Source organism: Streptomyces tatrensis (assembly GCF_049310065.1).
In the GTDB taxonomy this organism is placed as follows: domain Bacteria; phylum Actinomycetota; class Actinomycetes; order Streptomycetales; family Streptomycetaceae; genus Streptomyces.
Genome location: NZ_JBMDLB010000011.1, coordinates 2,763,131 through 2,784,998, shown reverse-complemented (window position 1 = coordinate 2,784,998; position 21,868 = coordinate 2,763,131). Strand labels below are relative to the sequence as shown.

General features: G+C 73.5%; 18 protein-coding genes. 15 read left to right on the top strand and 3 right to left on the bottom strand.

The window, feature by feature from the left end; translation table 11 throughout:
- Positions 1–198: 198 nt before the first annotated feature.
- From ACODT5_RS28315 to ACODT5_RS28300, 4 genes are all read left to right on the top strand, one after another.
- Complete coding sequence (locus ACODT5_RS28315) at positions 199–1,251, top strand: C40 family peptidase (RefSeq protein ID WP_422522011.1); 1,053 nt, start codon at positions 199–201, stop codon at positions 1,249–1,251.
- Between the two features lie 82 nt (positions 1,252–1,333).
- Positions 1,334–2,539: a hypothetical protein gene (locus ACODT5_RS28310; RefSeq protein ID WP_422522010.1), complete on the top strand. Its 1,206-nt coding sequence runs from the start codon at positions 1,334–1,336 to the stop codon at positions 2,537–2,539.
- A 995-nt stretch (positions 2,540–3,534) separates the two neighbouring features.
- Positions 3,535–4,677: a glycosyltransferase family 4 protein gene (locus ACODT5_RS28305; RefSeq protein WP_422522009.1), complete on the top strand. Its 1,143-nt coding sequence runs from the start codon at positions 3,535–3,537 to the stop codon at positions 4,675–4,677.
- 203 nt (positions 4,678–4,880) lie between these two features.
- Positions 4,881–6,494 carry a GMC oxidoreductase gene (locus tag ACODT5_RS28300; RefSeq protein ID WP_422522008.1) on the top strand — a complete coding sequence of 538 codons (1,614 nt, stop codon included), beginning with the start codon at positions 4,881–4,883 and terminating at the stop codon, positions 6,492–6,494.
- A gap of 43 nt (positions 6,495–6,537) precedes the next feature.
- Here the strand turns inward: ACODT5_RS28300 and ACODT5_RS28295 are convergent, their stop codons facing one another.
- Positions 6,538–8,334, bottom strand: a complete 1,797-nt coding sequence (locus ACODT5_RS28295; protein ID WP_422522007.1) for an AMP-dependent synthetase/ligase — start codon at positions 8,332–8,334, stop codon at positions 6,538–6,540.
- Between the two features lie 228 nt (positions 8,335–8,562).
- Here ACODT5_RS28295 and ACODT5_RS28290 point away from each other — a divergent pair, with 228 nt between their 5' ends.
- The 6 genes from ACODT5_RS28290 (at position 8,563) to ACODT5_RS28265 (ending at position 14,341) form a co-directional block, all read left to right on the top strand.
- Positions 8,563–9,357 (top strand): metallophosphoesterase family protein, encoded by a 795-nt coding sequence (locus tag ACODT5_RS28290; protein ID WP_422522006.1) that lies wholly within the window; start codon positions 8,563–8,565, stop codon positions 9,355–9,357.
- A gap of 83 nt (positions 9,358–9,440) precedes the next feature.
- Complete coding sequence (locus ACODT5_RS28285) at positions 9,441–9,890, top strand: SRPBCC family protein (RefSeq protein WP_422522005.1); 450 nt, start codon at positions 9,441–9,443, stop codon at positions 9,888–9,890.
- 804 nt (positions 9,891–10,694) lie between these two features.
- Positions 10,695–11,843, top strand: a complete 1,149-nt coding sequence (locus ACODT5_RS28280; RefSeq protein ID WP_422522004.1) for an ArsA family ATPase — start codon at positions 10,695–10,697, stop codon at positions 11,841–11,843.
- Positions 11,844–11,982: 139 nt separating this feature from the next.
- Complete coding sequence (locus ACODT5_RS28275) at positions 11,983–12,501, top strand: DUF5304 domain-containing protein (RefSeq protein ID WP_422522003.1); 519 nt, start codon at positions 11,983–11,985, stop codon at positions 12,499–12,501.
- A 61-nt stretch (positions 12,502–12,562) separates the two neighbouring features.
- Entirely contained in the window at positions 12,563–13,504 is a 942-nt protein-coding gene (locus ACODT5_RS28270) for an ROK family glucokinase (RefSeq protein ID WP_250743712.1), read from the top strand.
- A gap of 87 nt (positions 13,505–13,591) precedes the next feature.
- Complete coding sequence (locus tag ACODT5_RS28265; RefSeq protein WP_422522002.1) at positions 13,592–14,341, top strand: endonuclease/exonuclease/phosphatase family protein; 750 nt, start codon at positions 13,592–13,594, stop codon at positions 14,339–14,341.
- Between the two features lie 748 nt (positions 14,342–15,089).
- Here ACODT5_RS28265 and ACODT5_RS28260 read toward each other — a convergent pair.
- The gene (locus tag ACODT5_RS28260) at positions 15,090–15,671 is read right to left on the bottom strand and encodes a hypothetical protein (RefSeq protein WP_422522001.1); all 582 of its coding nucleotides are present in this window, start codon (positions 15,669–15,671) and stop codon (positions 15,090–15,092) included.
- Complete coding sequence (locus ACODT5_RS28255; RefSeq protein WP_422522000.1) at positions 15,664–16,443, bottom strand: alpha/beta hydrolase; 780 nt, start codon at positions 16,441–16,443, stop codon at positions 15,664–15,666. The genes ACODT5_RS28260 and ACODT5_RS28255 overlap by 8 nt, the downstream gene beginning before the upstream one ends.
- 163 nt (positions 16,444–16,606) lie before the next feature.
- Here ACODT5_RS28255 and ACODT5_RS28250 point away from each other — a divergent pair, with 163 nt between their 5' ends.
- The 5 genes from ACODT5_RS28250 (at position 16,607) to ACODT5_RS28230 (ending at position 21,634) form a co-directional block, all read left to right on the top strand.
- Positions 16,607–17,371: a lysophospholipid acyltransferase family protein gene (locus tag ACODT5_RS28250; protein WP_422525061.1), complete on the top strand. Its 765-nt coding sequence runs from the start codon at positions 16,607–16,609 to the stop codon at positions 17,369–17,371.
- Positions 17,372–17,409: 38 nt separating this feature from the next.
- Positions 17,410–18,618 (top strand): MacS family sensor histidine kinase, encoded by a 1,209-nt coding sequence (gene macS, locus ACODT5_RS28245; RefSeq protein WP_422521999.1) that lies wholly within the window; start codon positions 17,410–17,412, stop codon positions 18,616–18,618.
- A 95-nt stretch (positions 18,619–18,713) separates the two neighbouring features.
- Positions 18,714–19,358: a response regulator gene (locus tag ACODT5_RS28240; RefSeq protein WP_266913160.1), complete on the top strand. Its 645-nt coding sequence runs from the start codon at positions 18,714–18,716 to the stop codon at positions 19,356–19,358.
- 172 nt (positions 19,359–19,530) lie between these two features.
- A complete protein-coding gene (locus ACODT5_RS28235; protein WP_385384066.1) occupies positions 19,531–20,559 on the top strand; it encodes a 6-phosphofructokinase in 1,029 nt (342 codons plus the stop codon).
- 82 nt (positions 20,560–20,641) lie between these two features.
- On the top strand, positions 20,642–21,634 hold the full coding sequence (locus ACODT5_RS28230; RefSeq protein WP_422521998.1) for a 2-hydroxyacid dehydrogenase: 993 nt from the start codon (positions 20,642–20,644) through the stop codon (positions 21,632–21,634).
- The last annotated feature ends 234 nt before the right edge of the window (positions 21,635–21,868 follow it).

Sequence of the window (21,868 nt, the reverse complement as noted above, 5' to 3'; positions counted from 1 at the left end):
CGAATTCCGAGGCCCCGCTCTGACCACACGCCCCGCCGGTGACCTGCGTCTCCGACGGGGCGTCACTGTGCGTGCCCGCCGGAGGTCGTTGGCCGGTGCCCTCCCGCGCGGCTACTGTCTGCCAGCGCGGAACCCCGGCACACGGCCGCCCACGGAGGGCGGACCCGGGTCCCGCTCAGCAGGAGGGAGCGGTTTCACGTGGCGTCCCATCGCCGGTCCGGGCCCAGCGCCCTCGACCGGAACACCAAGGTCACCGTCCTCACCGCCGCGGCGGCGGGAGCAGCGGCCCTCATGTCGGGCGCACCCGCCGGTGCTGCCCCCGGCCTCCCGCAGGAGCCCGCGGCGGGCACCCGCGCCCAGGTCGACCGGCTCTTCGAGGAGGCCGAACAGGCCACCGAGCGTTTCAACCAGGCCGGCGAGCGCGCCGGCCGGCTCCGCGCCGAAGTCGACCGGGTCCAGGACGCGGTGGCCCGCGGTCAGGACCGCATCAACACCATGCGCGGGGTGCTCGGCGCCTACGCCGGAGCCCAGTACCGGGCCGGCGGCATCGACCCCGCCGTCGAGCTGATGCTCTCCGAGAACCCGGACGACTACCTCGCCAAGGCCGCCGCCCTCGACCGGCTGTCCGGGCGCCAGGCCCGCCAGCTCGACGAACTGCGCTCCGAGCAGCGCCGGCTCGGCCAGGAGCGCCAGGAGGCGTCCCGCAAGCTCTCCGAACTCGACGCCCTGCGCGCCGACGTGGCGAAGGAGAAGCGTGCCGTCACCGCCAAGCTCGCCGCCGCCCGCCGGCTGCTGAACGCGATGCCCACGCAGGAGCGCGCCGACTTCGACCGGGCCTCCCGCTCCGGCGGCCGCCCCGACGCCCTGCCCGAGCTCCCCGACCCCGCGGCCTCCGGGCCCTCCTCCGGCCGCGCCATGACCGCCGTGATGGCGGCCCGGTCCGCCGTCGGACGGCCCTACGTGTGGGGGTCCACCGGCCCCTCCGGCTTCGACTGCTCCGGACTGATGGTGTGGTCGTACCGGCAGGCGGGCGTCGCCCTGCCCCGCACCTCGCAGGCGCAGCGGCACGCCGGGCGGCGGGTGTCGCTGTCGGAGGCGCGCCCGGGGGACCTGGTGACGTACCGCTCGGACGCCAGCCACGTCGGCATGTACGTCGGCAACGGCCAGGTGGTGCACGCCCCGTACCCGGGAGCGCGCGTGCGGTACGACCCGGTCGGGATGATGCCGGTGTCCTCGGTGACCCGGCCGTAGAGGGTGTCCGCGGACGCCGCTCCTTGATCCGGCCCGATCGGCAGGACGCCCGGCCCGGGGTTGCGCTGCGTACGATCGGGTGATGTTCCCGGTCCTGGGCCGCACCCCTCGCCTGAGTGGGCGCCGGCGCCCGCGCGCACTGCCGCTGGTGCTGCTCTGCCTGCTGCTGCTCTGGGTGCCGCTCGCCGGGTGCGGCGCGGGTTCTCCTTCCGGCTCCGGCACCGGCTCCGGTACCGGGGAGCGCTCGGTTTCGGCGGATCCCGGCGAGCGGGACGTCCGGCGGGCCGTCGCCGACTGGTCGGCGGCCCCGCCCGCGGCCCTCGCGGCGATCCCGCTGGAGGGGTGGTCGTACGAGGTCTCCGCGGTCCGGGTGGACGGCGTACGGGCCTTCGCGCGCGCCGAGCTGCGCTACCGGCTCACCGGCTACGACGCCGCCCCGGCCGGCTCCGCCCGCGAGGTGGAGCTCACCCGCGAAGGCGGCTCCTGGGCGGTGACCGCCGACCGCCCCGCCCCGGGAGCCCTGCCGCAGCTGTGGGACCAGGGCCCGGTGTCCGTGGAGCGCGGGGCGCACGCCCTGGTGCTCGGCGGCGCGGGCCAGAGCTCCGGCTCCCTTTCCGACATCGCCGCCGAGGCCGACAGGGCGGTGCCCGCGGCGAGCGCGGCCTGGCCGCGGCGCTGGGCGGGCCGGGTGGTGGTGCTGGTCCCCGGCTCGCTGGACGCGATGGCGGCGCTGCTGGGGCGGCCCGCGGATGAGTACCGGGGCCTGGGCGCCGTCACCACCGGGCGGACCGGGGCGGGCCCCGCCCCCGCCGACCGGATCGTGGTCAACCCGGAGGGGTACGGGCAGCTCACGGCCGAGGGCCGCCAGGTGATCCTGACCCACGAGACCACCCACGTCGCCACCCGGGCGGCGACCACCGCCAAGACCCCGCTCTGGCTCTCCGAGGGCTTCGCGGACTGGGCCGCGTACCGCGACAGCGGCCGCACCCCGGCCGAGGCCGCGCCGGCCCTCGCCCGCGCGGTGCGGCAGGGCGACCTGCCGGGGGAGCTCCCCGCGGCCGGGGCCTTCGCCTTCGGCGGCGACGCGGACGCACTGGCGCGGGCCTACGAGGGCTCCTGGCTGGCCTGCCGGCTCGTCGCCCGGCGGTGGGGGGAGGCGGCGCTGGTGTCCCTGTACGAGAAGTCGGGCCGGGAGTCCCTCCCGACGGCACTGGCGGACACCCTGCACACGGATCCCGCGGCCCTGACCCGCGCCTGGCAGCAGGACCTGACCCGGGAGTTCCGCTAGCCGGCGGCCCGGGCCCGATCGCGCGGCGCCGTTGCCGCTCCTCAAACGCCGGAGGCGCTGATCTGGCCCCGTCGGCGCCAGCCGGAGGCGCTTCGGTGCGGCTCCCCGCCGTGGTCCGTGTGCGGGTCCGCTCCCGGGGACCAGCCCCCGGACCCCCGCTCCTCAAACGCCGGAGGGGCTGGTTTGGCCCCGTCGGCGCGAGCCGGAGGCGCTTTGGTGCGGCTCCCCGCCGTGGGCTGTGTGCGGGTCCGCTCCCGGGGACCAGCCCCCGGACCCCCGCTCCTCAAACGCCGGAGGGGCTGGTTTGGCCCCGTCGGCGCGAGCCGGAGGCGCTTTGGTGCGGCTCCCCGCCGTGGGCTGTGTGCGGGTCCGCTCCCGGGGACCAGCCCCCGGACCCCCGCTCCTCAAACGCCGGAGGGGCTGATTTTGCCCGGCGGCGCCGGACAAGTTCGGGTTGGCGCCGCGCACATGCGGCTGGAGCCGGGTAGGTCCGGGGCGGCGTCGTGCACGTCCGGGTTGGCGCCGGACAGGTTCGGGTTGGCGCCGCGCACATGCGGCTGGAGCCGGGTAGGTCCGGGTTGGCGCCGAGCACGTCCGGATTGGCGTTGCACACGGCAGGCGCCGGACACGTCTTGGGGTGGCGCCGGGCACATCCGGGCTGGCGCCGGCCATATTCAGCCTCGCCGGCGTTTGAGGCGCGGGGTCTGGGGCGGAGCCCCAGGGGCCTCCGGCGCAGCCCGGTTTCGGGTCCCCGACCCGCCCGCGCACCGCTTCGTAAGGGCGCGCCCCACAGGTTCCGGGGCCGCGGGGCAGAGCCCCACGCGCTCCCGCCCCGCGGGGCACCGCCCCGCAGGGCCCCGCCCCGCCGGGCACCGCCCCGCCGGGCACCGCCCCGCCGGGCACCGCCCCGCCGGGCACCGCCCCGCCGGGCACCGCCCCGCCGGGCACCGGGTCCGCAGGGTCCCGCCGTGGGCCTCCGGTAGGGTCGGCAGGCGATGGACAAGACGCTGATCGTGACCAACGACTTCCCGCCGCGACCGGGGGGCATCCAGGCCTTCCTGCACAACATGGCGCTCCGCCTGGACCCCGACCGGGTCGTGGTCTACGCCTCCACCTGGAAGCACTCCGCCGAGGCCCGCGCCGCCACCGCCGCCTTCGACGCGGAGCAGCCCTTCCAGGTGGTCCGCGACCGCACGACGATGCTGCTGCCGACCCCCCGGGTCACCCGCCGGGCCGTGGGCCTGCTGCGCGAACACGGCTGCTCGTCGGTGTGGTTCGGCGCGGCGGCCCCGCTGGGCCTGATGGGTCCCGCGCTGCGCCGGGCCGGCGCGCGCCGGATCGTGGCGACCACGCACGGGCACGAGGCGGGCTGGGCGCAGCTCCCGGTCGCGCGCCAACTGCTGCGGCGCATCGGCGAGGGCACGGACACGCTGACCTACCTGGGGGAGTACACCCGCTCGCGGATCGCCCCGGCCCTGACCGACCGGGCGGCGGCGCGGATGACGCAGCTCCCGCCGGGGGTGGACGAGAAGACCTTCCACCCGGGGTCGGGCGGCGCGGAGGTCCGGGCCAGGCTGGGCCTGACGGACCGGCCGGTGGTCGTCTGCGTCTCGCGGCTCGTCCCCCGCAAGGGCCAGGACACGCTGATCGAGGCGATGCCGCGGATCCTGGCGGCGCTGCCGGACGCCGTCCTGCTGATCGTGGGCGGCGGCCCCTACGAGGCCGACCTGCGGGCCCTGGCCGCCTCCACCGGGGTCGCGGAGTCCGTCGTCTTCACGGGCGCGGTCCCGTGGTCCGAACTGCCCGCCCACTACGGGGCCGGGGACGTCTTCGCGATGCCCTGCCGGACACGGCGCGGCGGGCTCGACGTGGAGGGCCTCGGCATCGTCTACCTGGAGGCCTCCGCCACGGGCCTGCCCGTGATCGCGGGCGACTCCGGCGGCGCCCCGGACGCCGTACTGGACGGGGAGACGGGCTGGGTGGTCCCCGGCGGCGCCCCGGCCGAGACCGCGGACCGCGTCGTCACCCTGCTCCGGGACCCGGCCCTGCGCGCGCGCATGGGCGAGCGCGGCCGTGCCTGGGTCGAGGAGAAGTGGCGCTGGGACCTGCTGGCGGAGCGGCTGCGCGAGCTCCTGTAGCGGGCGCCGCGCACGATGCGCGGGATCCCCTTTCCGTACGGAGGGGGGATTATCGCCCCCGAGGGCCCGATCGCGGGCGGAGTCGATCAAACCGCACGGGCCGCGGCGGGTCCCGCCTACGGTCGAGCCATGTCTGACTGTTACTCAGAAGCGTGTCAGTGCGGGTTATGGCTGGTTGGGCGGAATCCGCTCATGATGCGGCCATGACACCAAACCTGACACGTCGTCACGTTCTCGGTCTCGGCGCCCTGCAGACCGCGGCGGCCCTCGGCTTCACCCGGATCGGCCTGCAGTCCGCGGCCGCCGCCGAGCCCGCGGCCGCCACGTACGCCCCGGCCATCGTGGTCGGCTCCGGCTACGGGTCGGCCGTCGCCGCGCTCCGCCTCGGGCAGGCCGGCGTGCGGACCGTCGTCCTGGAGATGGGCCGGCTCTGGGACACCCCGGGCGCCGACGGGAAGGTCTTCCCCGCCACCTCCGCCCCCGACCAGCGCTCGATGTGGTTCCGCAACCGCACCGAGGCCCCGCTCGCCCAGTTCCTCTGGCTGGACGTGGTCAACCGCAACATCAGCCCGTACCCCGGCGTCCTGGACCGCGTGAACTACGGCGACATGTCGGTGTACGTGGGCCGCGGCGTCGGCGGCGGCTCCCTGGTCAACGGCGGCATGGCGCCCACGCCGAAGCGCTCGTACTTCACCGAGGTCATGCCCAGGGTCGACGCCGACGAGATGTACGGCACCTACTACCCCCGGGCCCGCGCCATGCTCGGGGTCAACGACATCGACCCGGCCTGGTTCGAGTCCACGGAGTGGTACCGCTTCGCCCGGATCTCCCGCAAGCACGCCCAGAAGACCGGACTGAAGACCACCTTCGTCCCCAACGTCTACGACTTCGAGTACATGAAGCGCGAGGCCGCCGGGACCGCGACGAAGTCGGCCCTCGCGGGGGAGGTCATCTACGGGAACAACCACGGCAAGAAGAGCGTCGACAAGACCTACCTCGCCGCCGCCCTGGGGACGGGGAACGTCACCATCGAGACCATGCAGCGCGTGGTCGGCGTACGGCAGGACCCGGCCGGCGGCTACGTACTGACCGTCCAGACCAGCGACCTCACCGGCCGCGTCACCCAGGTCCGCGAACTGGGCTGCAAACAGCTCTTCCTCGGCGCCGGCAGCCTCGGCACCACCGAGATCCTGCTGCGCGCCCGCGAGACGGGCACCCTGCCCGCCCTGAACGACAAGGTGGGCCTCGGCTGGGGCCCCAACGGCAACGTCATGACCGCCCGCGCCAACCACCTGTGGGACACGGTCGGCGCCAACCAGGCCACCATGCCCGCCCTGGGCATCGACGACTGGGACAACGCCTCGAACCCGGTCTTCGCCGAGATCGCCCCGCTCCCCATGGGCTTCGAGCACTGGATCTCGATGTACCTGGCCATCACCAAGAACCCGGAGCGCGGGCACTTCACCTACGACCCGGCCAGCGACTCGGCGAAGCTCCAGTGGACCCGGGCGCAGAACGCCCCGTCCGTCCAGTCCGCGAAGCGGCTCTTCGACCGGATCAACCGGGCCAACTTCACCATCTACCGCTACGACCTCTTCGGCGACAACAAGAACTTCGCCGACAACTTCACCTACCACCCGCTGGGCGGCTGCGTCCTCGGGGACGCGACCGACGACTTCGGCCGCGTGAAGGGCTACCAGGGCCTCTACGTCACCGACAGCTCGCTGATCCCCGGATCGCTCGGCGTGAACCCCTTCGTGACCGTCACCGCGCTCGCGGAACGGAACATGGCGCGGGTCCTCGCCGACCCGCGCTGATCAGCGGCCTCCGGCCGCGGGGCGCTAGCCCGAAGGATCGGTCCTAGCCCCGGTAGAGGGCTTCGATCTCGTCCGCGAAGTCCTTCGCCACCACATTCCGCTTCAGCTTCAGCGAAGGCGTGATGTGCCCGGACTCCTCCGTGAACTGGGAGGGCAGAATGCGGAATTTCCGCACCGATTCCGCCTTGGAAACCGCCGCGTTGCCGTCGTCCACGGCCTTCTGGACGGCGGCGACGAGATCCGCGTCCTCGCGCAGCTCCGCCGCCGTCACACCGGTCGGCTTGCCGTGCTCCGCGGCCCACCGGCCCAGGAACTCCTCGTCGATGGTGACCAGGGCGGCCACGAACGGCCGGGCGTCGCCCACCACCATGCACTCCGCGACCAGCGCGTGCGCCCGGATCCGGTCCTCGATCACCGCGGGCGCCACGTTCTTGCCGCCCGCCGTGACGATGAGCTCCTTCTTGCGCCCGGTGATCGCCAGGTAGCCGTCCTCGTCGAGCGTGCCGACGTCGCCGGTGTGGAACCAGCCGTCGGTCAGCGCGTCGGCGGTGGCCGTCGGGTTGTTCCAGTACTCCTTGAAGATGTGCTCGCCGTGCAGCAGCACCTCGCCGTCGTCGGCGATGCGCACGACGGAGCCCGGGAGCGGCTGGCCGACCGTACCGATCTTCGTCTTGTCCCACGGGTTGAAGGCCGTGGCGGCGCAGGACTCGGTCAGGCCGTAGCCCTCCAGCACTGTGAAGCCGATGCCGCGGAAGAAGTGGCCGAGCCGCTCGCCGAGCGGGGCGCCGCCGGAGATCGCGTACTCGCCGCGCCCGCCGAGGACCGTGTGCAGCTTGCTGTAGACCAGCTTGGAGAAGACCTTGTGCTTCAGCTTGAGCTTCAGCGACGGCCCGCCCGGCAGGTCCAGCGCACGGCTGTACGCGATCGCCGTCTCGGCCGCCGCGTCGAAGATCTTGCCCTTGCCGTCGGCCTGGGCCTTGGCGCGGGCCGAGTTGTAGACCTTCTCGAAGACGCGCGGTACGCCGAGGATCAGCGTGGGCCGGAAGGACTGCAGCTCGTCGGTGAGGTTCTTGATGTCCGGTACGCAGCCCAGCCGGATCGGCGCCAGCACGGCCGCCACCTCCACCAGGCGGCCGAACACGTGCGCGGCCGGCAGGAAGAGCAGCACGGAGCACTCGCCGGTCCGGAAGAGCGGACGCAGCCGGGCCACGATGTTCCCGCACTCGGCGAAGAAGCTGCGGTGGGTCAGCACGCAGCCCTTGGGACGGCCGGTGGTGCCGGAGGTGTAGACGATGGTGGCCGGGTCGTCGGCGCCCGCGAGCGCGCTGCGCTCGTCGACCTCGGCGTCGGAGACGCCGGCGCCGGCCGCCTTCAGCGTCTCCAGGGCGCCCTGCTCGATCTCCCAGACCTCGCGCAGCTCCGGCAGCCGGTCGCGCAGGGCGGCCACGGCCGCGGCGTGCCCGGGGGACTCCACGACGACGGCGACGGCGCCGGAGTCGCCGAGGATCCACTGGATCTGCTCGGGGGAGCTGGTCTCGTACACGGGGACCGTGACGGCGCCCGCGCTCCAGATCGCGAAGTCGATCAGCACCCACTCGTAGCGGGTGCGGGAGATCAGTGCGACCCGGTCGCCGGGCCGGATGCCGGCCGCGATCAGGCCCTTCGCCGCGGTGCGGACCTCGGCGAGGAACTGCGTCGCGGTGACGTCCTGCCACGCGCCGCCGACCTTGCGGGCCATGACGGCGGTGTCTGGATGCTGAGCGGCATTGCGGCGGATGAGATCCGTCAGGTTCCCGTCCGACGGGACCTCGTACAGGGCCGGAAGGCTGAACTCGCGCAAGACTGCTGCTCCTCTGGGCGCCATCGCCACCATGTGGACCGACCGGACGTTACCCACCGGTAGTGGGTTCCGGATAGAGGGAACCGGCCAGATGTTCCCTGCGTCACATGTCGCGACCGTGTCCTGCCGACGATAGTCGACCCCGTTTGCGACTCGGAAGTAACCGCAGGTCCGCCCGCCTGGTCCGATTCCCTACCCGCGGTGGCCAAGCGCCCCTAGGGTGGCCGCATGGGTGGCTCTATGGGTGGTGCGCAGAACCGGACACGGGTCCACGTCGTCAGCGACGTCCACGGCAATACCGAGGCCCTGGCGCGGGCCGGGGAAGGCGCCGACGCGCTGATCTGCCTCGGCGACCTCGTCCTCTTCCTCGACTACGCCGACCACTCGCGCGGCATCTTCCCCGACCTCTTCGGCGTCGAGAACGCCGACCACATCGTCGAACTGCGCACCGCCCGCCGTTTCGAGGAGGCCCGGGACTTCGCCCGCGGACTGTGGGTCGGGCTGGACCGGGAGCGGCTCGTCGAGGGCGCGGTCCGGCGCCAGTACGCCGAGATGTTCGCCGCCTTCCCCCGGCCCACCTACGCCACGTACGGGAACGTGGACATCCCCGGGCTCTGGCCCGAGTACGCGGGCCCCGGCCTCACCGTGCTCGACGGGCAGCGGGCCGAGATCGGCGGCCGGGTCTTCGGCTTCGTCGGCGGCGGACTCCCCTCGCCGATGCGCACGCCCTACGAGGTGCCCGAAGAGGAGTACGCCGCCAAGGTGGAGGCGCTGGGCGAGGTCGACGTGCTGTGCTCGCACATCCCGCCGGAGGTGCCGGAGCTCTGCTACGACACGGTGGCGCGGCGCTTCGAGCGGGGGAGCGGGGCCCTGCTCGCCGCGATCCGCCGGATGAAGCCCCGGTACGCGCTCTTCGGCCACGTCCACCAGCCGCTCGCCCGGCGGATGCGGATCGGCGCCACCGAGTGCGTGAACGTCGGGCACTTCGCCGCCACGGGAAGGCCGTGGGCCCTGGAGTGGTGAGCTCTTGACGCGCGATAGCCTTCACGCGGCGGCCCCGTGTCGTCCGCACACTTCCTCGAACTCCCCCCGGAGGAGCGACCGCGATGGCGGAACACACCAGCTCGAGCATCACGATCGAGGCGGCCCCGGCCGACGTCATGGCCGTGATCGCCGACTTCGCCCGCTACCCGGAGTGGACCGGCGAGGTGAAGGAGGCCGAGGTACTGGCCAAGGACGACGCCGGCCGCGCCTCCCTCGTCCGCCTGCTCCTCGACGCGGGCGCGATCAAGGACGACCACACGCTGGCGTACACCTGGCCCGCCGAGAACACGGTCAGCTGGACGCTGGACAAGTCCCAGATGCTGAGGCAGCTCGACGGGTCCTACCAGCTGGCGCCGGTCGCGGGCGGTGCGCGCACCGAGGTGACGTACTCGCTGACGGTGGACGTCAAGATCCCGATGCTCGGCATGATCAAGCGCAAGGCGGAGAAGGTCATCATCGACCGGGCGCTGGCGGGCCTGAAGAAGCGCGTGGAGAGCCACAGCCCCTCGTAACCCTTTTTTGACGCGCCGCTCGCGCGGTGCGGCCCCTTGGGGGCCTTACCGGCTTCGCGCCGCTGCGCCGGGCACCTTCTTGACGCGCTGCTCGCACCACTCGGCCCTGGCGGGCCTCCTGGGCTTCGCCGCGCTGTGCCGGACTCCGTCCGGCGGTGGCTGGTCGGCGTGCCCGCCCCTGCCGTCTGGGGCGGGGGCCGGTGGGCGGGTGCGGCGGGCTGTGCCCTGCGGGGCGAGTTCCCCTACCCGCCCTTCGCCCGTTCCCCGGGGCTGCGCCCGGACCCGTTGCCGCGTGCGGCGGCGCCGTTGCCGGGGGCCGGCCCCCGGACCCCCGCGCCTCAAACGCCGGCGAGGCTGGATATGGCTGCCTCCGGGCAGTCCAGCGCACGGTGAGCTGCGCTCCGCGGGCTTCGGCCCGAGTGCCGCTCATGCCGTGCCGCGCACACGTGCTGCGCAAGCTGTGCTGCGCACACGTCCAATCCTGCGCCGGCCAAAATCCAGCCCCTCCGGCGTTTGAGGAGCGGGGTCTGGGGCGGAGCCCCAGGGGGGTCCGGGCGCAGCCCGGGACCCCCGCCTTGCAGCCCGTCCGGCGTTTGAGGACCGGGGTCCGGGCAGAGCCCGGGGAACGGGCGAAGGGCGGGTAGGGGACTTCGCCCCGCGCAGCGGAACGTCCGCAGCCGGGGCTGCGCGCGTGCGGCCGGTCCCGGGGACCGGGTGGGCTTCGGGGGCGTGGCAGGCTGGCGGGGGCCAACGGCCGGCCCCGCCGGGGATCGGGGGCCAGGCCCACGCGGAGCTAGGAGCAGCATGCACACCCTTCTCGTCACCGGCCCCGGCGGCGCCGGCCGCAGCACCGTCGCGGCGGCCACCGCACTCGCCGCCGCACGGCAGGGCCACCGGGTCCTCCTGCTCTGCTCCGGCCCCGGCGAACCGCCCGTGACCCCGGAAGGCACGCTCAGGGTGGCCCGCGTCGACTCCGGCGAGGAGTTCCGGGACGAGTTCGTCTCGCTCCAGGAGCGCGGCTCCGCGGTCCTCGGAATGCTCGGCGCCCGCCCCCTGCACGCCGACGAGATCACCGAGCTGCCCGGCGCCGAGCAGTTCGCCCTGCTCCGCGCCCTGCGGCGGGCCGCGGACGAGCCCGGCACCGACCTCGTGGTGGTCGACCTGCCCCCGCTGCACCAGGCGATCACCACCCTCGCCCTCCCCGCCCAGCTCCGCCGCTACCTCGCCCGGCTGCTCCCCGCGGAGCGCCAGGCGGCCCGCGCCCTGCGCCCCGTACTGGCCCAGCTCGCCGGCGTCCCGATGCCCGCGCAGTGGCTGTACGAGGCCGCCGCCCGCTGGGACGAGGACCTGGCGGCCGTCCAGGACGTCCTGGAGGCCCCCACCACCTCCGTACGGCTCGTCGCCGAGCCGGGGCCCGCCGCCGACGCCGCGCTGCGCCTGGGCAGGCTCGGGCTCGCCCTGTACCGGCTGCCCGTCTCGGCGCTCGTCGCCAACCGGATGCTGCCCGCCGGATCCACCGACCCGTGGCTGGCGGGACTCGCCGCCCAGCAGGAGAAGTACGCCGCCCAGTGGGCCGGAGACCAGAGCCTTCCGGTGCTCCCCGTACCCCACCTGGGCCGGGACCCGCACGGCCCCGAGGACCTGGCGGAGCTGGCTCCGGCCCCCGCTCCGGCGATCGCGCCCCGCCCCGCCTGGGCCGTCGAGGACCGGATCGCGGAGGACGGGGTGCTGCTCTGGCGGGTCCCGCTGCCCGGCGCCGAGAAGCGCGAGCTCGGCCTGGTCCGGCGCGGGGACGAGCTGCTGCTCACGGTGGGCCCGTACCGCAGGATCGTTCCCCTGCCCGCCGCGCTGCGCCGCTGCACCGTCTCCGGGGCCGCCCTCGCCGAAGGCGAGCTCCGCATCCGCTTCACCCCGGACCCGGACCTGTGGCCCCGCGGCGGCGGGAAGGCGTAGAGGACGGGCCGCAGCAGGGCCGCAGGGCCTGCGGGCCTGGGGGGCGTACCGCCGTTCGGGTAACGTCGGAGGGAGCAGGAGTCCGCACCGTGCAGGAGTCCGTACCGCACGTCCAGCCGCCGCCGCAGGAGAGTCCGCCATGAGCGAGGCCACCAACCGCCCCACCGATCCCTCCGCCGGGGACGACGCCTGGGCCGAGGCCTGCGCCGAGGACCTCGCCGCCGAACGGGAGCGCCGCAGGTCCGAGCAGGGCGCCTCCGCGGGTGCCACCGCCGGGACCGCCGCCGAGGAGCTGTTCAAGCTCTTCGAGGCCGTCGCCGACAAGGTGTCCGACAAGGTCTCCGCGCTGAACAACCCGCTGTTCGGGGTCGCCGCGCAGGGCGCCGTACGACAGTTCGTCAACCAGGCGAAGAGCGCTGCCAAGCCCGTCGTCGAGCGCAACCCCGAGGTCTTCGACCACCTCGCGGCGGCCGGCTCGGAGCTGCTCGCGGCCTACCGCTCCGCGGTCGAGGGCCACGAACGCCGCTGGACGCGCGACGAGCCGGCCCCCGGACGGGGGAGCGGGACCGCCGGGACCGCCGAAAACGCCGCCGGGAACGCGAAGGACCCCCGTGACGAGGGCAATGACGGCCCCACCGAGCGGATCGATCTCGACTGAACCTCCGCCTCCCTCGGGTACGGTTGACAGCGGCGGGGTTTGACCGGAAACCGAGGGACTAATGGGACTCACCATCGGCGTCGACATCGGCGGCACGAAGATCGCGGCCGGCGTGGTCGACGAAGACGGCACCATCCTTGAGACGTACAAGGTGCCCACCCCGCCGACCCCGGACGGAGTGACGGACGCGATCTGCGCCGCCGTTTCCGAGGTCAGCGCCAGCCACACCATCGACGCGGTCGGCATCGGCGCCGCCGGATACGTCGACGACAAGCGCGCGACCGTACTCTTCGCGCCGAACATCAACTGGCGGCACGAGCCGCTGAAGGACAAGGTCGAGCAGCGCATCGGCCTGCCCGTGGTCGTCGAGAACGACGCCAACTGCGCCGCCTGGGGCGAGTACCGCTTCGGCGCCGGCCAGGGCCACGAGGACGTCATCTGCATCACGCTCGGCACGGGCCTGGGCGGCGGCATCATCATCGGCAACAAGCTCCGGCGCGGACGCTTCGGCGTGGCCGCCGAGTTCGGCCACATCCGGGTCGTCCCGGACGGCCTGCTGTGCGGCTGCGGCAGCCAGGGCTGCTGGGAGCAGTACGCCTCCGGGCGCGCGCTCGTCCGGTACGCCAAGCAGCGCGCCAACGCCACCCCCGAGAACGCCAAGGCCCTGCTCGCGCTCGGCGACGGCACCCCCGACGGCATCGAGGGCAAGCACATCAGCGAGGCGGCCCGGGCCGGCGACCTGGTGGCCATCGATTCCTTCCGCGAGCTGGCCCGTTGGGCGGGCGCCGGCCTCGCGGACCTGGCCTCGCTCTTCGACCCGTCGGCGTTCATCGTCGGCGGCGGCGTCTCGGACGAGGGCGACCTGGTCCTCGACCCGATCCGCAAGTCCTTCAAGCGCTGGCTGATCGGCGGCGCGTGGCGTCCGCACGCGCAGGTGCTCGCGGCGCAGCTCGGCGGCAAGGCCGGTCTGGTCGGCGCGGCGGACCTGGCCCGCCAGGGCTGAGACCGCCCGCCCAGCTGCAACCCGTATCGGCGGACTGCCCGCCGCGCCCCCTGGGGTGCGGCGGGCAGTCTCGTTATGTTGCCGGGTATGGAACTCACCGAGCTGCCGAACTCCCGTACCGAAGCCGATGGTTCCGCCGTGATCCGGGTGCTCTCCTACAACGTCCGCTCACTGCGCGACGACGAGGACGCGCTGGCCCGGGTGATCCGCGCGTGCGCGCCCGACCTGGTGTGCGTGCAGGAGGCGCCGCGGTTCTTCCGGTGGCGCAAGCACGCGGCGCGGCTGGCCGCGAAGTGCGACCTGGTGGTCCTGTCGGGCGGCGCGACGGCGGCGGGACCGCTGCTCCTGTGTTCCCTACGGGCCTCCGTGGAGCGGACCGAGGACATACTGCTGCCGTTGACCCCGGGCCGCCACCGGCGGGGTTTCGCCACGGCGGTCGTACGGCTTGGCGGGGTCAGGGTCGGCGTGCTGAGCGCGCACCTGTCGCTGGACGGGCCCGAACGGCTGGCCCAGTCGGAGCTGCTGCTGGAGCGGCTCGCGGGGATGGACGTGCCGTACGCGATCGCGGCGGGGGACATCAACGAGGGCCCGTCGGGGGCGGCCTTCCGCCGGCTGGCGGGGGCGCTGCAGGACTGCCGGGTGGTGGCGCCGTGGGGTGGGGAGCACACGTGGGTGCGGTCGGCGGTGCCGCGCCGGATCGATGCGGTCTTCGCCAGTGCGGGGGTGGAGGTGCTGGCCTGCGGTGTCCCCGAGGGCCTGCCCGGAGTCACCCCGGTGGACCTCGCCCGCGCGACGGACCACCTCCCGGTCCTGGCCGCGCTGCGACTGCCTTTTTGACGCACCCCTCGCACCGCTCCGCGGGCTTCGCGCCGCTGCGCCGGGCACCTTCTTGACGCGCTGCTCGCACCACTCGGCCCTGGCGGGCCTCCTGGGCTTCGCCGCGCTGCGCCGGACTCCGTCCGGCGGCTGGTCGGCGTGCCCGCCCCTGCCGTCTGGGGCGGGGCCGATGGGCGGGTGCGGGTGGCCGGGCCCTGCGGGGCGAGGTCCCCTACCCGCCCTTCGCCCGTTCCCCGGGCTGCGCCCGGACCCGTTGCCGCGTGCGGCGGGGGTCCGGGGGCCAGCCCCCGGACCCCCGCTCCTCAAACGCCGGAGGGGCTGGATTTGCCTGGTGGGGCTTGGCTGGCTGGGGCGGAACTGCCCTTCGGGCAATCCAGCGCGCCTACGAGCACATGCACGCTGACGCCGGCCAAATCCAGCCCCGCCGGCGTTTGAGGCGCGGGGTCCGGGGCGGAGCCCCAGGGGTCCGGGGCGGAGCCCCAGGGGGTCGGGCGGAGCCCGGTACCCCTGCTTTCAGCCCGTCCGGCGTTTGAGGACCGGGGTCCGGGCAGCGCCCGGGGAACGGTGGAAGGGCGGGTAGGGGAGCTCCGCCCCGCAGGGCCCGGCCACCCGCACCCGCCCACCAGCCCCCGCCCCCGGCGGCAGGGGAGAGCGCGCCGACCCGCCACGGCCGGACGGAGTCCGGCGCAGCGGCGCGAAGCCCAGGAGGCCCGCCAGGGCCGAGTGGTGCGAGCGGCGCGTCAAAAGATCAAACGACCGCGCCCCGACCGGGGTCGTCGTCCTCGTCCTCGCCCGTGGACATCCGCGCGACCAGCGTGGCGAAGCCGCCGAGGAAGCCGCCGACGCCCAGCGTCGTCAGCCACCAGGTCATCTCCCACTGGAGCAGCACCGCCAGGAGCAGCAGGACCGGTCCGCCCACCACCGCCAGCCAGGCGAACTTCGACGTCGCGTCCGCCTCCGGCAGCTCGGGCTCCGGGGGGACGAAGTGCCCCTCGTCCTTCGCGGTCTCGGGGGAATCGTCGGGGTCGGCCAGGGAGTGGTCCCGTGGACCCGGCCCGACCGCGCCACCCACGCCCGGGGCGAACACCACCGAGCTGCCCAGGGCCGCCGACGGCGGTTCAGGGGTGGCCGGGTTCGCCGGATCGGCCGAAGGCGCCGGACCGGCCGGTTTCACGTCCTCCTCCGGCAGGAGGAGGTTCTCGATCGGCCGGAACGGTCTCGCGCCCGGCGGATCCGCGGGCTCCTGGCCGTAGCCGGCCACGATCGCCGCCCACGCCGCTTCCTCGTCCAGCGGGGGAACACCCCCGGAGGACTCCTCGTGCTCAGCCACCGCTGGCCGCCCCCTCCCTGCCCAAGCTCTCCGACAGCCGCCCGACGAACGCGTAGCTGTCCGCGAAGATCCGCTCCGCGTCATGGTCCAACGTCGCGACGTGGTAACTCTGTTCCAGCAGCGTCTCGGTGACGTCCGTGGAGGACACCCGCGCCAGGATCCGCGTCGAGTCCGTCGGCCGCACCACGTGGTCCTGCGGGCTGTGCAGCAGCAGCAGCGGCTGTGTCACCTGCGGCAGTTCGGTGTCCAGCATCTGCAGGAACTTCCGCAGCGAGTGCGCGGCCCGGGTCGGGACCCGGTCGTAGCCGACCTCGTCCGCGCCCGGCTTGGCGATGTCGCTCGCGATGCCCGGCGTGGAGCGGATGAAGTGCTTGACCACCGGCAGGGCCACGGCCAGCGGGTCGTGGATCTTGTTGACCGGGTTGACGAGGACGATGCCGCTGATGCTGTCCCCGTGCTTCGCGGCCAGCCGCAGCGTCAGCGCGCCGCCCATCGACAGCCCGAAGACGAACACCTGGTCGCAGCTGTCGAGCAGCTCCCGCAGCGCGCGGTCCACCTCGGCGTACCAGTCCTGCCAGCCGGTGAGCTGCATGTCCTGCCAGCGCGTCCCGTGCCCGGGGAGCAGGGGCAGCGACACCGTCAGTCCCTGCGCGGCCAGATGGTCGGCCCAGGGCCGCATCGACTGGGGGGAACCGGTGAAGCCGTGGCAGAGGAGGACGCCGACCTTTCCGCCCTCGTGGCGGAACGGCTCGGCTCCAGGGAGGACGGGCACCAGGGTCTCCTTCGAGGGGGGCGGGGGGTGCGTAGCGCTGTGTGACTTCACCGTACGCGACGGGGGTGGCACCGACCAGGGTCGTCGGACGGCTCCGGGGACGACCAGGGGATAAGGTCTGTTCGACAGACACAGGAAGGCTTTCGAGTTGATCTACGGCGCAATGAAGTTCTCCATCGGCGGTTCCCTGAAGCTCGCCTTCAGGCCGTGGGTGGAGGGCCTCGAGAACATTCCCGCAGAGGGGCCGGCGATCCTCGCGAGCAACCACCTGTCCTTCTCCGACTCCTTCTTCCTCCCGGCCGTGCTGGACCGCAAGGTGACCTTCATCGCGAAGGCGGAGTACTTCACCTCCCCGGGCGTCAAGGGCAAGCTGACGGCCGCCTTCTTCAAGGGCGTCGGCCAGCTCCCGGTGGACCGTTCCGGTGCGCGCGGGGCCGGCGAGGCCGCCATCAAGAGCGGCATCGACGTCATCGAGCGCGGAGAGCTGTTCGGTATTTACCCCGAGGGGACGCGTTCACCCGACGGCCGGCTGTACCGCGGCAAGCCCGGCGGTCTGGCCCGGGTGGCGCTGGCCACCGGCGCGCCCGTGATCCCCGTCGCGATGATCGACACGGAGAAGATCCAGCCGCCCGGCAAGGTGGTGCCCAAGCTGATGCGCCCGGGCATCCGGATCGGCAAGCCGCTGGACTTCAGCCGCTACCACGGCATGGACGGGGACCGCTTCATCCTCCGCTCGGTGACCGACGAGGTCATGTACGAGATCATGAAGCTCTCCGGCCAGGAGTACGTCGACATCTACGCGACGGCCGCCAAGCGCCAGATCGCCGACGCGGAGAAGGCCGCCGCCAAGAGCGAGAAGGCAGAGAAGGCGGACGGCGCCGAAAGCACCGCGAAGGCCGACCCGGCCGCCGCGGACAGCGACAAGTAGCAGCACACGGGCGGGACCGCCCGTACGGGGTGGGGGAGATGGCGAAGCGCGAGCGCGTCGTACGCATGTCGGTCGAGCAGCCGCTGTGGCGTGCCCTGACGGCCTACCGGCTGCTCACCATGGTCTACGCGGCGCTGCTGTTCGCGTCCGCCTACAAGGGGTTCGACCGCCCCTGGATCGCGGCCTCCTACCTCGCCTTCCTCGCGGGCTGGACCCTGGTCACCCTCCCCAAGGTGGCGAACGCCGCCAGCTGCACCAAGCGGTTCCTGGGCGCCGACCTCACCGTCGCCTGCGTCGGGATCCTGCTCACGCCGCTCGCGGACACCCATGCGCGGATCGCGGACGGGGGACCCACCATCCCCTCGATATGGACCGCGGGCTCCGTCCTCGCCTTCGCCCTCAAGGGCGGCTGGCGCTGGGCCTGTTTCGCCTCCAGCTTCGTCGCCGCCGCCAACCTGGTCCAGCGCGGCGAGCCCACCCGGGACACCCTGCACAACGTCCTCCTGGTCTGGGTGGCCTCCATCGCCATCGGCTACGTCGTCGAGGTCGCCCGGGCCAGTGAGGCCACCCTGGCCCGCGCCCTGGAGATCGAGGCCGCCACCCGCGAACGCGAACGCCTCGCCCGCGACATCCACGACGGGGTCCTCCAGGTCCTCGCGATGGTCCAGCGGCGCGGCACCGAACTGGGCGGGGAGGCCGCCGAACTGGGCCGGATGGCGGGGGAGCAGGAGGTCGCGCTGCGCACCCTGGTCTCCAGCGGACTGGCCCGACCCTCACGGATCTCCCGCGACGAGGCGCTCGGCGCGATCGTGGCCTCCTTCGAGGTGGAGGAACCCGGCGCCGACGAGGGCGAGCTGGATCTGCGGACCCTGCTCGCCCCGCACGCGGGCTCGCGGGTGAGCTTCGCCGAACCGGGCACCCCGGTGCCGTTGCCGGTGCCCGCGGCGCGGGAGCTGGCCGCGGCGGTCGGGGCCGCCCTCGACAACGTGCGCAAGCACGCGGGCGAGGGGGCCAGCGCCTGGATCCTGGTCGAGGACTGGGGCGACGAGGTGATCGTGACCGTCCGGGACGACGGCCCGGGCATCCCGGCCGGCCGTCTGGACCAGGCGGAGGACGAGGGCCGGATGGGAGTGGCCCTGTCCATCCGGGGCCGGCTCCGCGACCTCGGCGGCAGCGCCGAGCTGGTGTCCGTCCCGGGGCAGGGCACCGAAGTGGAACTGAAAGTACCGAGGGGGAGCACGCAGTGAACGAGTCGAGCGAGTCGAGCGGGCAGCACGGGCAGCACGGGCAGCACGGTCCCGGCGGTCCGGGCGGGCAGAACGGCCTGGCCGGCATCAAGGTCATGGTCGTGGACGACCATCCGATGTGGCGGGACGCGGTCGCCCGCGACCTGTCCGCCGCCGGCTTCGACCTGGTGGCCACCGCCGGAGACGGACCCGAGGCCGTGCGCCGGGCCCGCGCGGCCGCCCCGCACGTCCTGGTCCTCGACCTCAACCTGCCCGGCATGCCCGGGGTCCAGGTCTGCAAGGAGCTGGTCGGCGCCAACCCGGCGCTGCGGGTCCTCGTGCTGTCCGCCAGCGGCGAGCACGCAGACGTCCTGGAAGCGGTGAAGTCCGGCGCGACCGGCTACCTGCTGAAGTCCGCGGGCGCCCAGGAGCTCATCGACGCCGTGCGCCGCACGGCGGCCGGCGACCCCGTCTTCACCCCGGGCCTGGCCGGCCTGGTCCTCGGCGAGTACCGGCGCCTCGCCACCGACCCGGCGCCGGCCGCCTCCGACGAGCCGAAGGCCCCGCAGCTCACCGACCGGGAGACCGAGGTGCTGCGGCTGGTGGCCAAGGGGCTCTCGTACAAGCAGATCGCGGAGCGGCTGGTCATCTCCCACCGCACCGTGCAGAACCACGTGCAGAACACCCTGGGCAAGCTCCAGTTGCACAACCGGGTGGAGCTCGTCCGGTACGCGATAGAGCGGGGCCTCGACGACGCGTAGGGCGGGCAGGGGGCGAGGCAACCGCTCGTACGAGTGAACGGGCGTACGCAACGCCCCGCAATTCCCCCGGAATTGACCCTTCCCGGCATCTTGCTGTGACCTGAGTCACCACTAGCGTGACCGTCATGCGGGCCCCGCGGCCTCAGCGGGCCCTGTGGCGAAGGGAAATTCCATGAAGGTCGGAGTGCTGACGGGCGGCGGCGACTGCCCCGGGCTCAACGCGGTGATCCGCAGTGTCGTGCGCAAGGGCGTGCAGGAGTACGCCTACGATTTCGTCGGTTTCCGGGACGGCTGGCGCGGCGCGGTCGAAGGCCGCACCGTCCCCCTCGACATCCCCGCCGTCCGCGGGATCCTGCCGCGCGGCGGGACCATCCTCGGCTCCTCGCGCACCAACCCGTTCAAACTGGACGACGGCGTCCGCCAGATCAAGGAGAACCTCGCCAAGTACGAGGTCGACGCCCTCGTCGCGATCGGCGGCGAGGACACCTTGGGCGTGGCCGCGAAGCTCTACGAGGAGTACGGCATCCCGTGCGTCGGGGTCCCGAAGACCATCGACAACGACCTGTCGGCCACCGACTACACCTTCGGCTTCGACACCGCCGTCGGCATCGCCACCGAGGCCATCGACCGCCTGCACACCACCGCCGAATCGCACATGCGGGTGCTGGTCGTCGAGGTGATGGGCCGGCACGCCGGCTGGATCGCCCTGCACTCGGGGCTGGCGGGCGGCGCCAACGTCATCCTCATCCCGGAGCAGCGCTTCGACGTGGACCAGGTCTGCGCCTGGGTGAGCTCCCGGTTCAAGGCGAGCTACGCGCCGATCGTGTGCGTGGCCGAGGGCGCGATGCCCAAGGACGGCGACATGGTGCTGAAGGACGGGACGAAGGACTCCTTCGGGCACGTGCGGCTGTCGGGCGTGGGCGAGTGGCTGGCCAAGGAGATCGAGGCGCGGACCGGCAAGGAGGCCCGTACGACCGTGCTCGGACACGTCCAGCGGGGCGGCACGCCGAGCGCGTTCGACCGGTGGCTGGCCACCCGCTTCGGACTGCACGCGATCGACGCGGTGCGCGACGGGGACTTCGGGAAGATGGTCGCGCTGAAGGGGACGGACATCGTGCGGGTGCCGATCGCCGAGGCGACGGCGAAGCTGAAGACGGTGGACCCGGCGCTGTACAAGGAGGCCGGAGTGTTCTTCGGCTGAGCCGCAGCGCGGGCGCGGACCGTGGGTCGTAAGGTGACAAACGACCCATGGTCCGATTCTTTTGCGCAGTACGGGAGCGAACGTGGAAATCCTGGCATTCGGGGTGCAGGGAGACGAGAAGCCGCTCATCGAGAAGGCCTTCGCGGGACAGCACGAGGTGCGCTGCCTGGACGTCTTCCTGAGCGAGGACACCGCCCCCATCGCGGCCGGGTACGAGATCGTGTCGTCGAGCGTCAACGCCGACCTGAACGGCAGGGTGCTGCGGACCCTGGCGGCGGGCGGGACGAAGATGATCGCCCAGCGCTCGACCGGCTTCAACAACATCGACCTGGACGTCGCGCGGCAGCTCGGCCTGACCGTCAGCCGGGTGTCGTACTACTCCCCGTACTCGGTGGCCGAATTCGCGTGGACCCTGGCCATGGCGGTGAACCGGCGGATCGTCCGCGCCTCGAACCGGACGCGAGACTTCGACTTCCGGCTGAACGGCCTGATGGGCCGGGACATGCGCGGCCGTACGGTCGGCGTGCTCGGCACCGGCAAGATCGGCGAGGCGTTCACCCGGATCGCGCACGGGTTCGGCATGAACCTGCTGGGCTGGGACGTGGCGCAGAACCCGGCGTGCGTGGAGCTGGGCATGAAGTACGTGGACAAGGAGGAGCTGTTCGCGTCCTCGGACCTGATCAGCCTGCACGTTCCGCTGCTGGAGTCCACGCACCACATCATCGGCGCCGAGGCGCTGAAGATGATGAAGGACGACGCGATCCTGGTGAACTCCAGCCGCGGCGGCCTGGTGAACACGGACGCGCTGGTCACGGAGCTGCGGTCCGGGCGCTTCGCGGGGGTGGGCCTCGACGTGTACGAGGCGGAGGCCGGGCTCTTCTTCCTGGACAAGTCCCTGGTGGTCGTCGAGGACGACACCCTGGCCCGGCTGGTCACCTTCCCGAACGTGGTCGTCACCTCCCACCAGGCGTACTACACCCGCGACGCGGTGGGCCAGATCATCGACACCACGGTCGCCAACGTCGCGGACTACCTGGCGGGCCGCCGCTCGGAGAACACCCTCTCTCCTTCTTGACGCGCCGCTCGCGCGGTGCGGCCCTGGCGGGCCTTACCGGCTTCGCGGCGCTGCGCCGGACTCCGTCCGGCGGTGGCCGGGCGGGGTTGCCGCCCCTGCCGTCGCGGCGTGGGGTCCGGTGGGCGGGTGCGGGTGAGTGGGCCCTGCGGGGCGGGGTCCCCTACCCGCCCTTCCACCGTTCCCCGGGCTCTGCCCGGACCCGGTCCTCAAACGCCGGACGGGCTGGGTGTGCCG

Excerpts from the sequence above, each read along its gene's own strand:
- ACODT5_RS28310 (WP_422522010.1), top strand. The coding sequence starts at position 1,334 with ATGTTCCCGGTCCTGGGCCGCACCCCTCGCCTGAGTGGGCGCCGGCGC.
- ACODT5_RS28305 (WP_422522009.1), top strand. The coding sequence starts at position 3,535 with ATGGACAAGACGCTGATCGTGACCAACGACTTCCCGCCGCGACCGGGG.
- ACODT5_RS28300 (WP_422522008.1), top strand. The coding sequence starts at position 4,881 with ATGACACCAAACCTGACACGTCGTCACGTTCTCGGTCTCGGCGCCCTG.
- ACODT5_RS28290 (WP_422522006.1), top strand. The coding sequence starts at position 8,563 with ATGGGTGGCTCTATGGGTGGTGCGCAGAACCGGACACGGGTCCACGTC.
- ACODT5_RS28285 (WP_422522005.1), top strand. The coding sequence starts at position 9,441 with ATGGCGGAACACACCAGCTCGAGCATCACGATCGAGGCGGCCCCGGCC.
- ACODT5_RS28280 (WP_422522004.1), top strand. The coding sequence starts at position 10,695 with ATGCACACCCTTCTCGTCACCGGCCCCGGCGGCGCCGGCCGCAGCACC.
- ACODT5_RS28275 (WP_422522003.1), top strand. The coding sequence starts at position 11,983 with ATGAGCGAGGCCACCAACCGCCCCACCGATCCCTCCGCCGGGGACGAC.
- ACODT5_RS28270 (WP_250743712.1), top strand. The coding sequence starts at position 12,563 with ATGGGACTCACCATCGGCGTCGACATCGGCGGCACGAAGATCGCGGCC.
- ACODT5_RS28265 (WP_422522002.1), top strand. The coding sequence starts at position 13,592 with ATGGAACTCACCGAGCTGCCGAACTCCCGTACCGAAGCCGATGGTTCC.
- ACODT5_RS28250 (WP_422525061.1), top strand. The coding sequence starts at position 16,607 with ATGAAGTTCTCCATCGGCGGTTCCCTGAAGCTCGCCTTCAGGCCGTGG.
- macS (WP_422521999.1), top strand. The coding sequence starts at position 17,410 with ATGGCGAAGCGCGAGCGCGTCGTACGCATGTCGGTCGAGCAGCCGCTG.
- ACODT5_RS28240 (WP_266913160.1), top strand. The coding sequence starts at position 18,714 with ATGGTCGTGGACGACCATCCGATGTGGCGGGACGCGGTCGCCCGCGAC.
- ACODT5_RS28235 (WP_385384066.1), top strand. The coding sequence starts at position 19,531 with ATGAAGGTCGGAGTGCTGACGGGCGGCGGCGACTGCCCCGGGCTCAAC.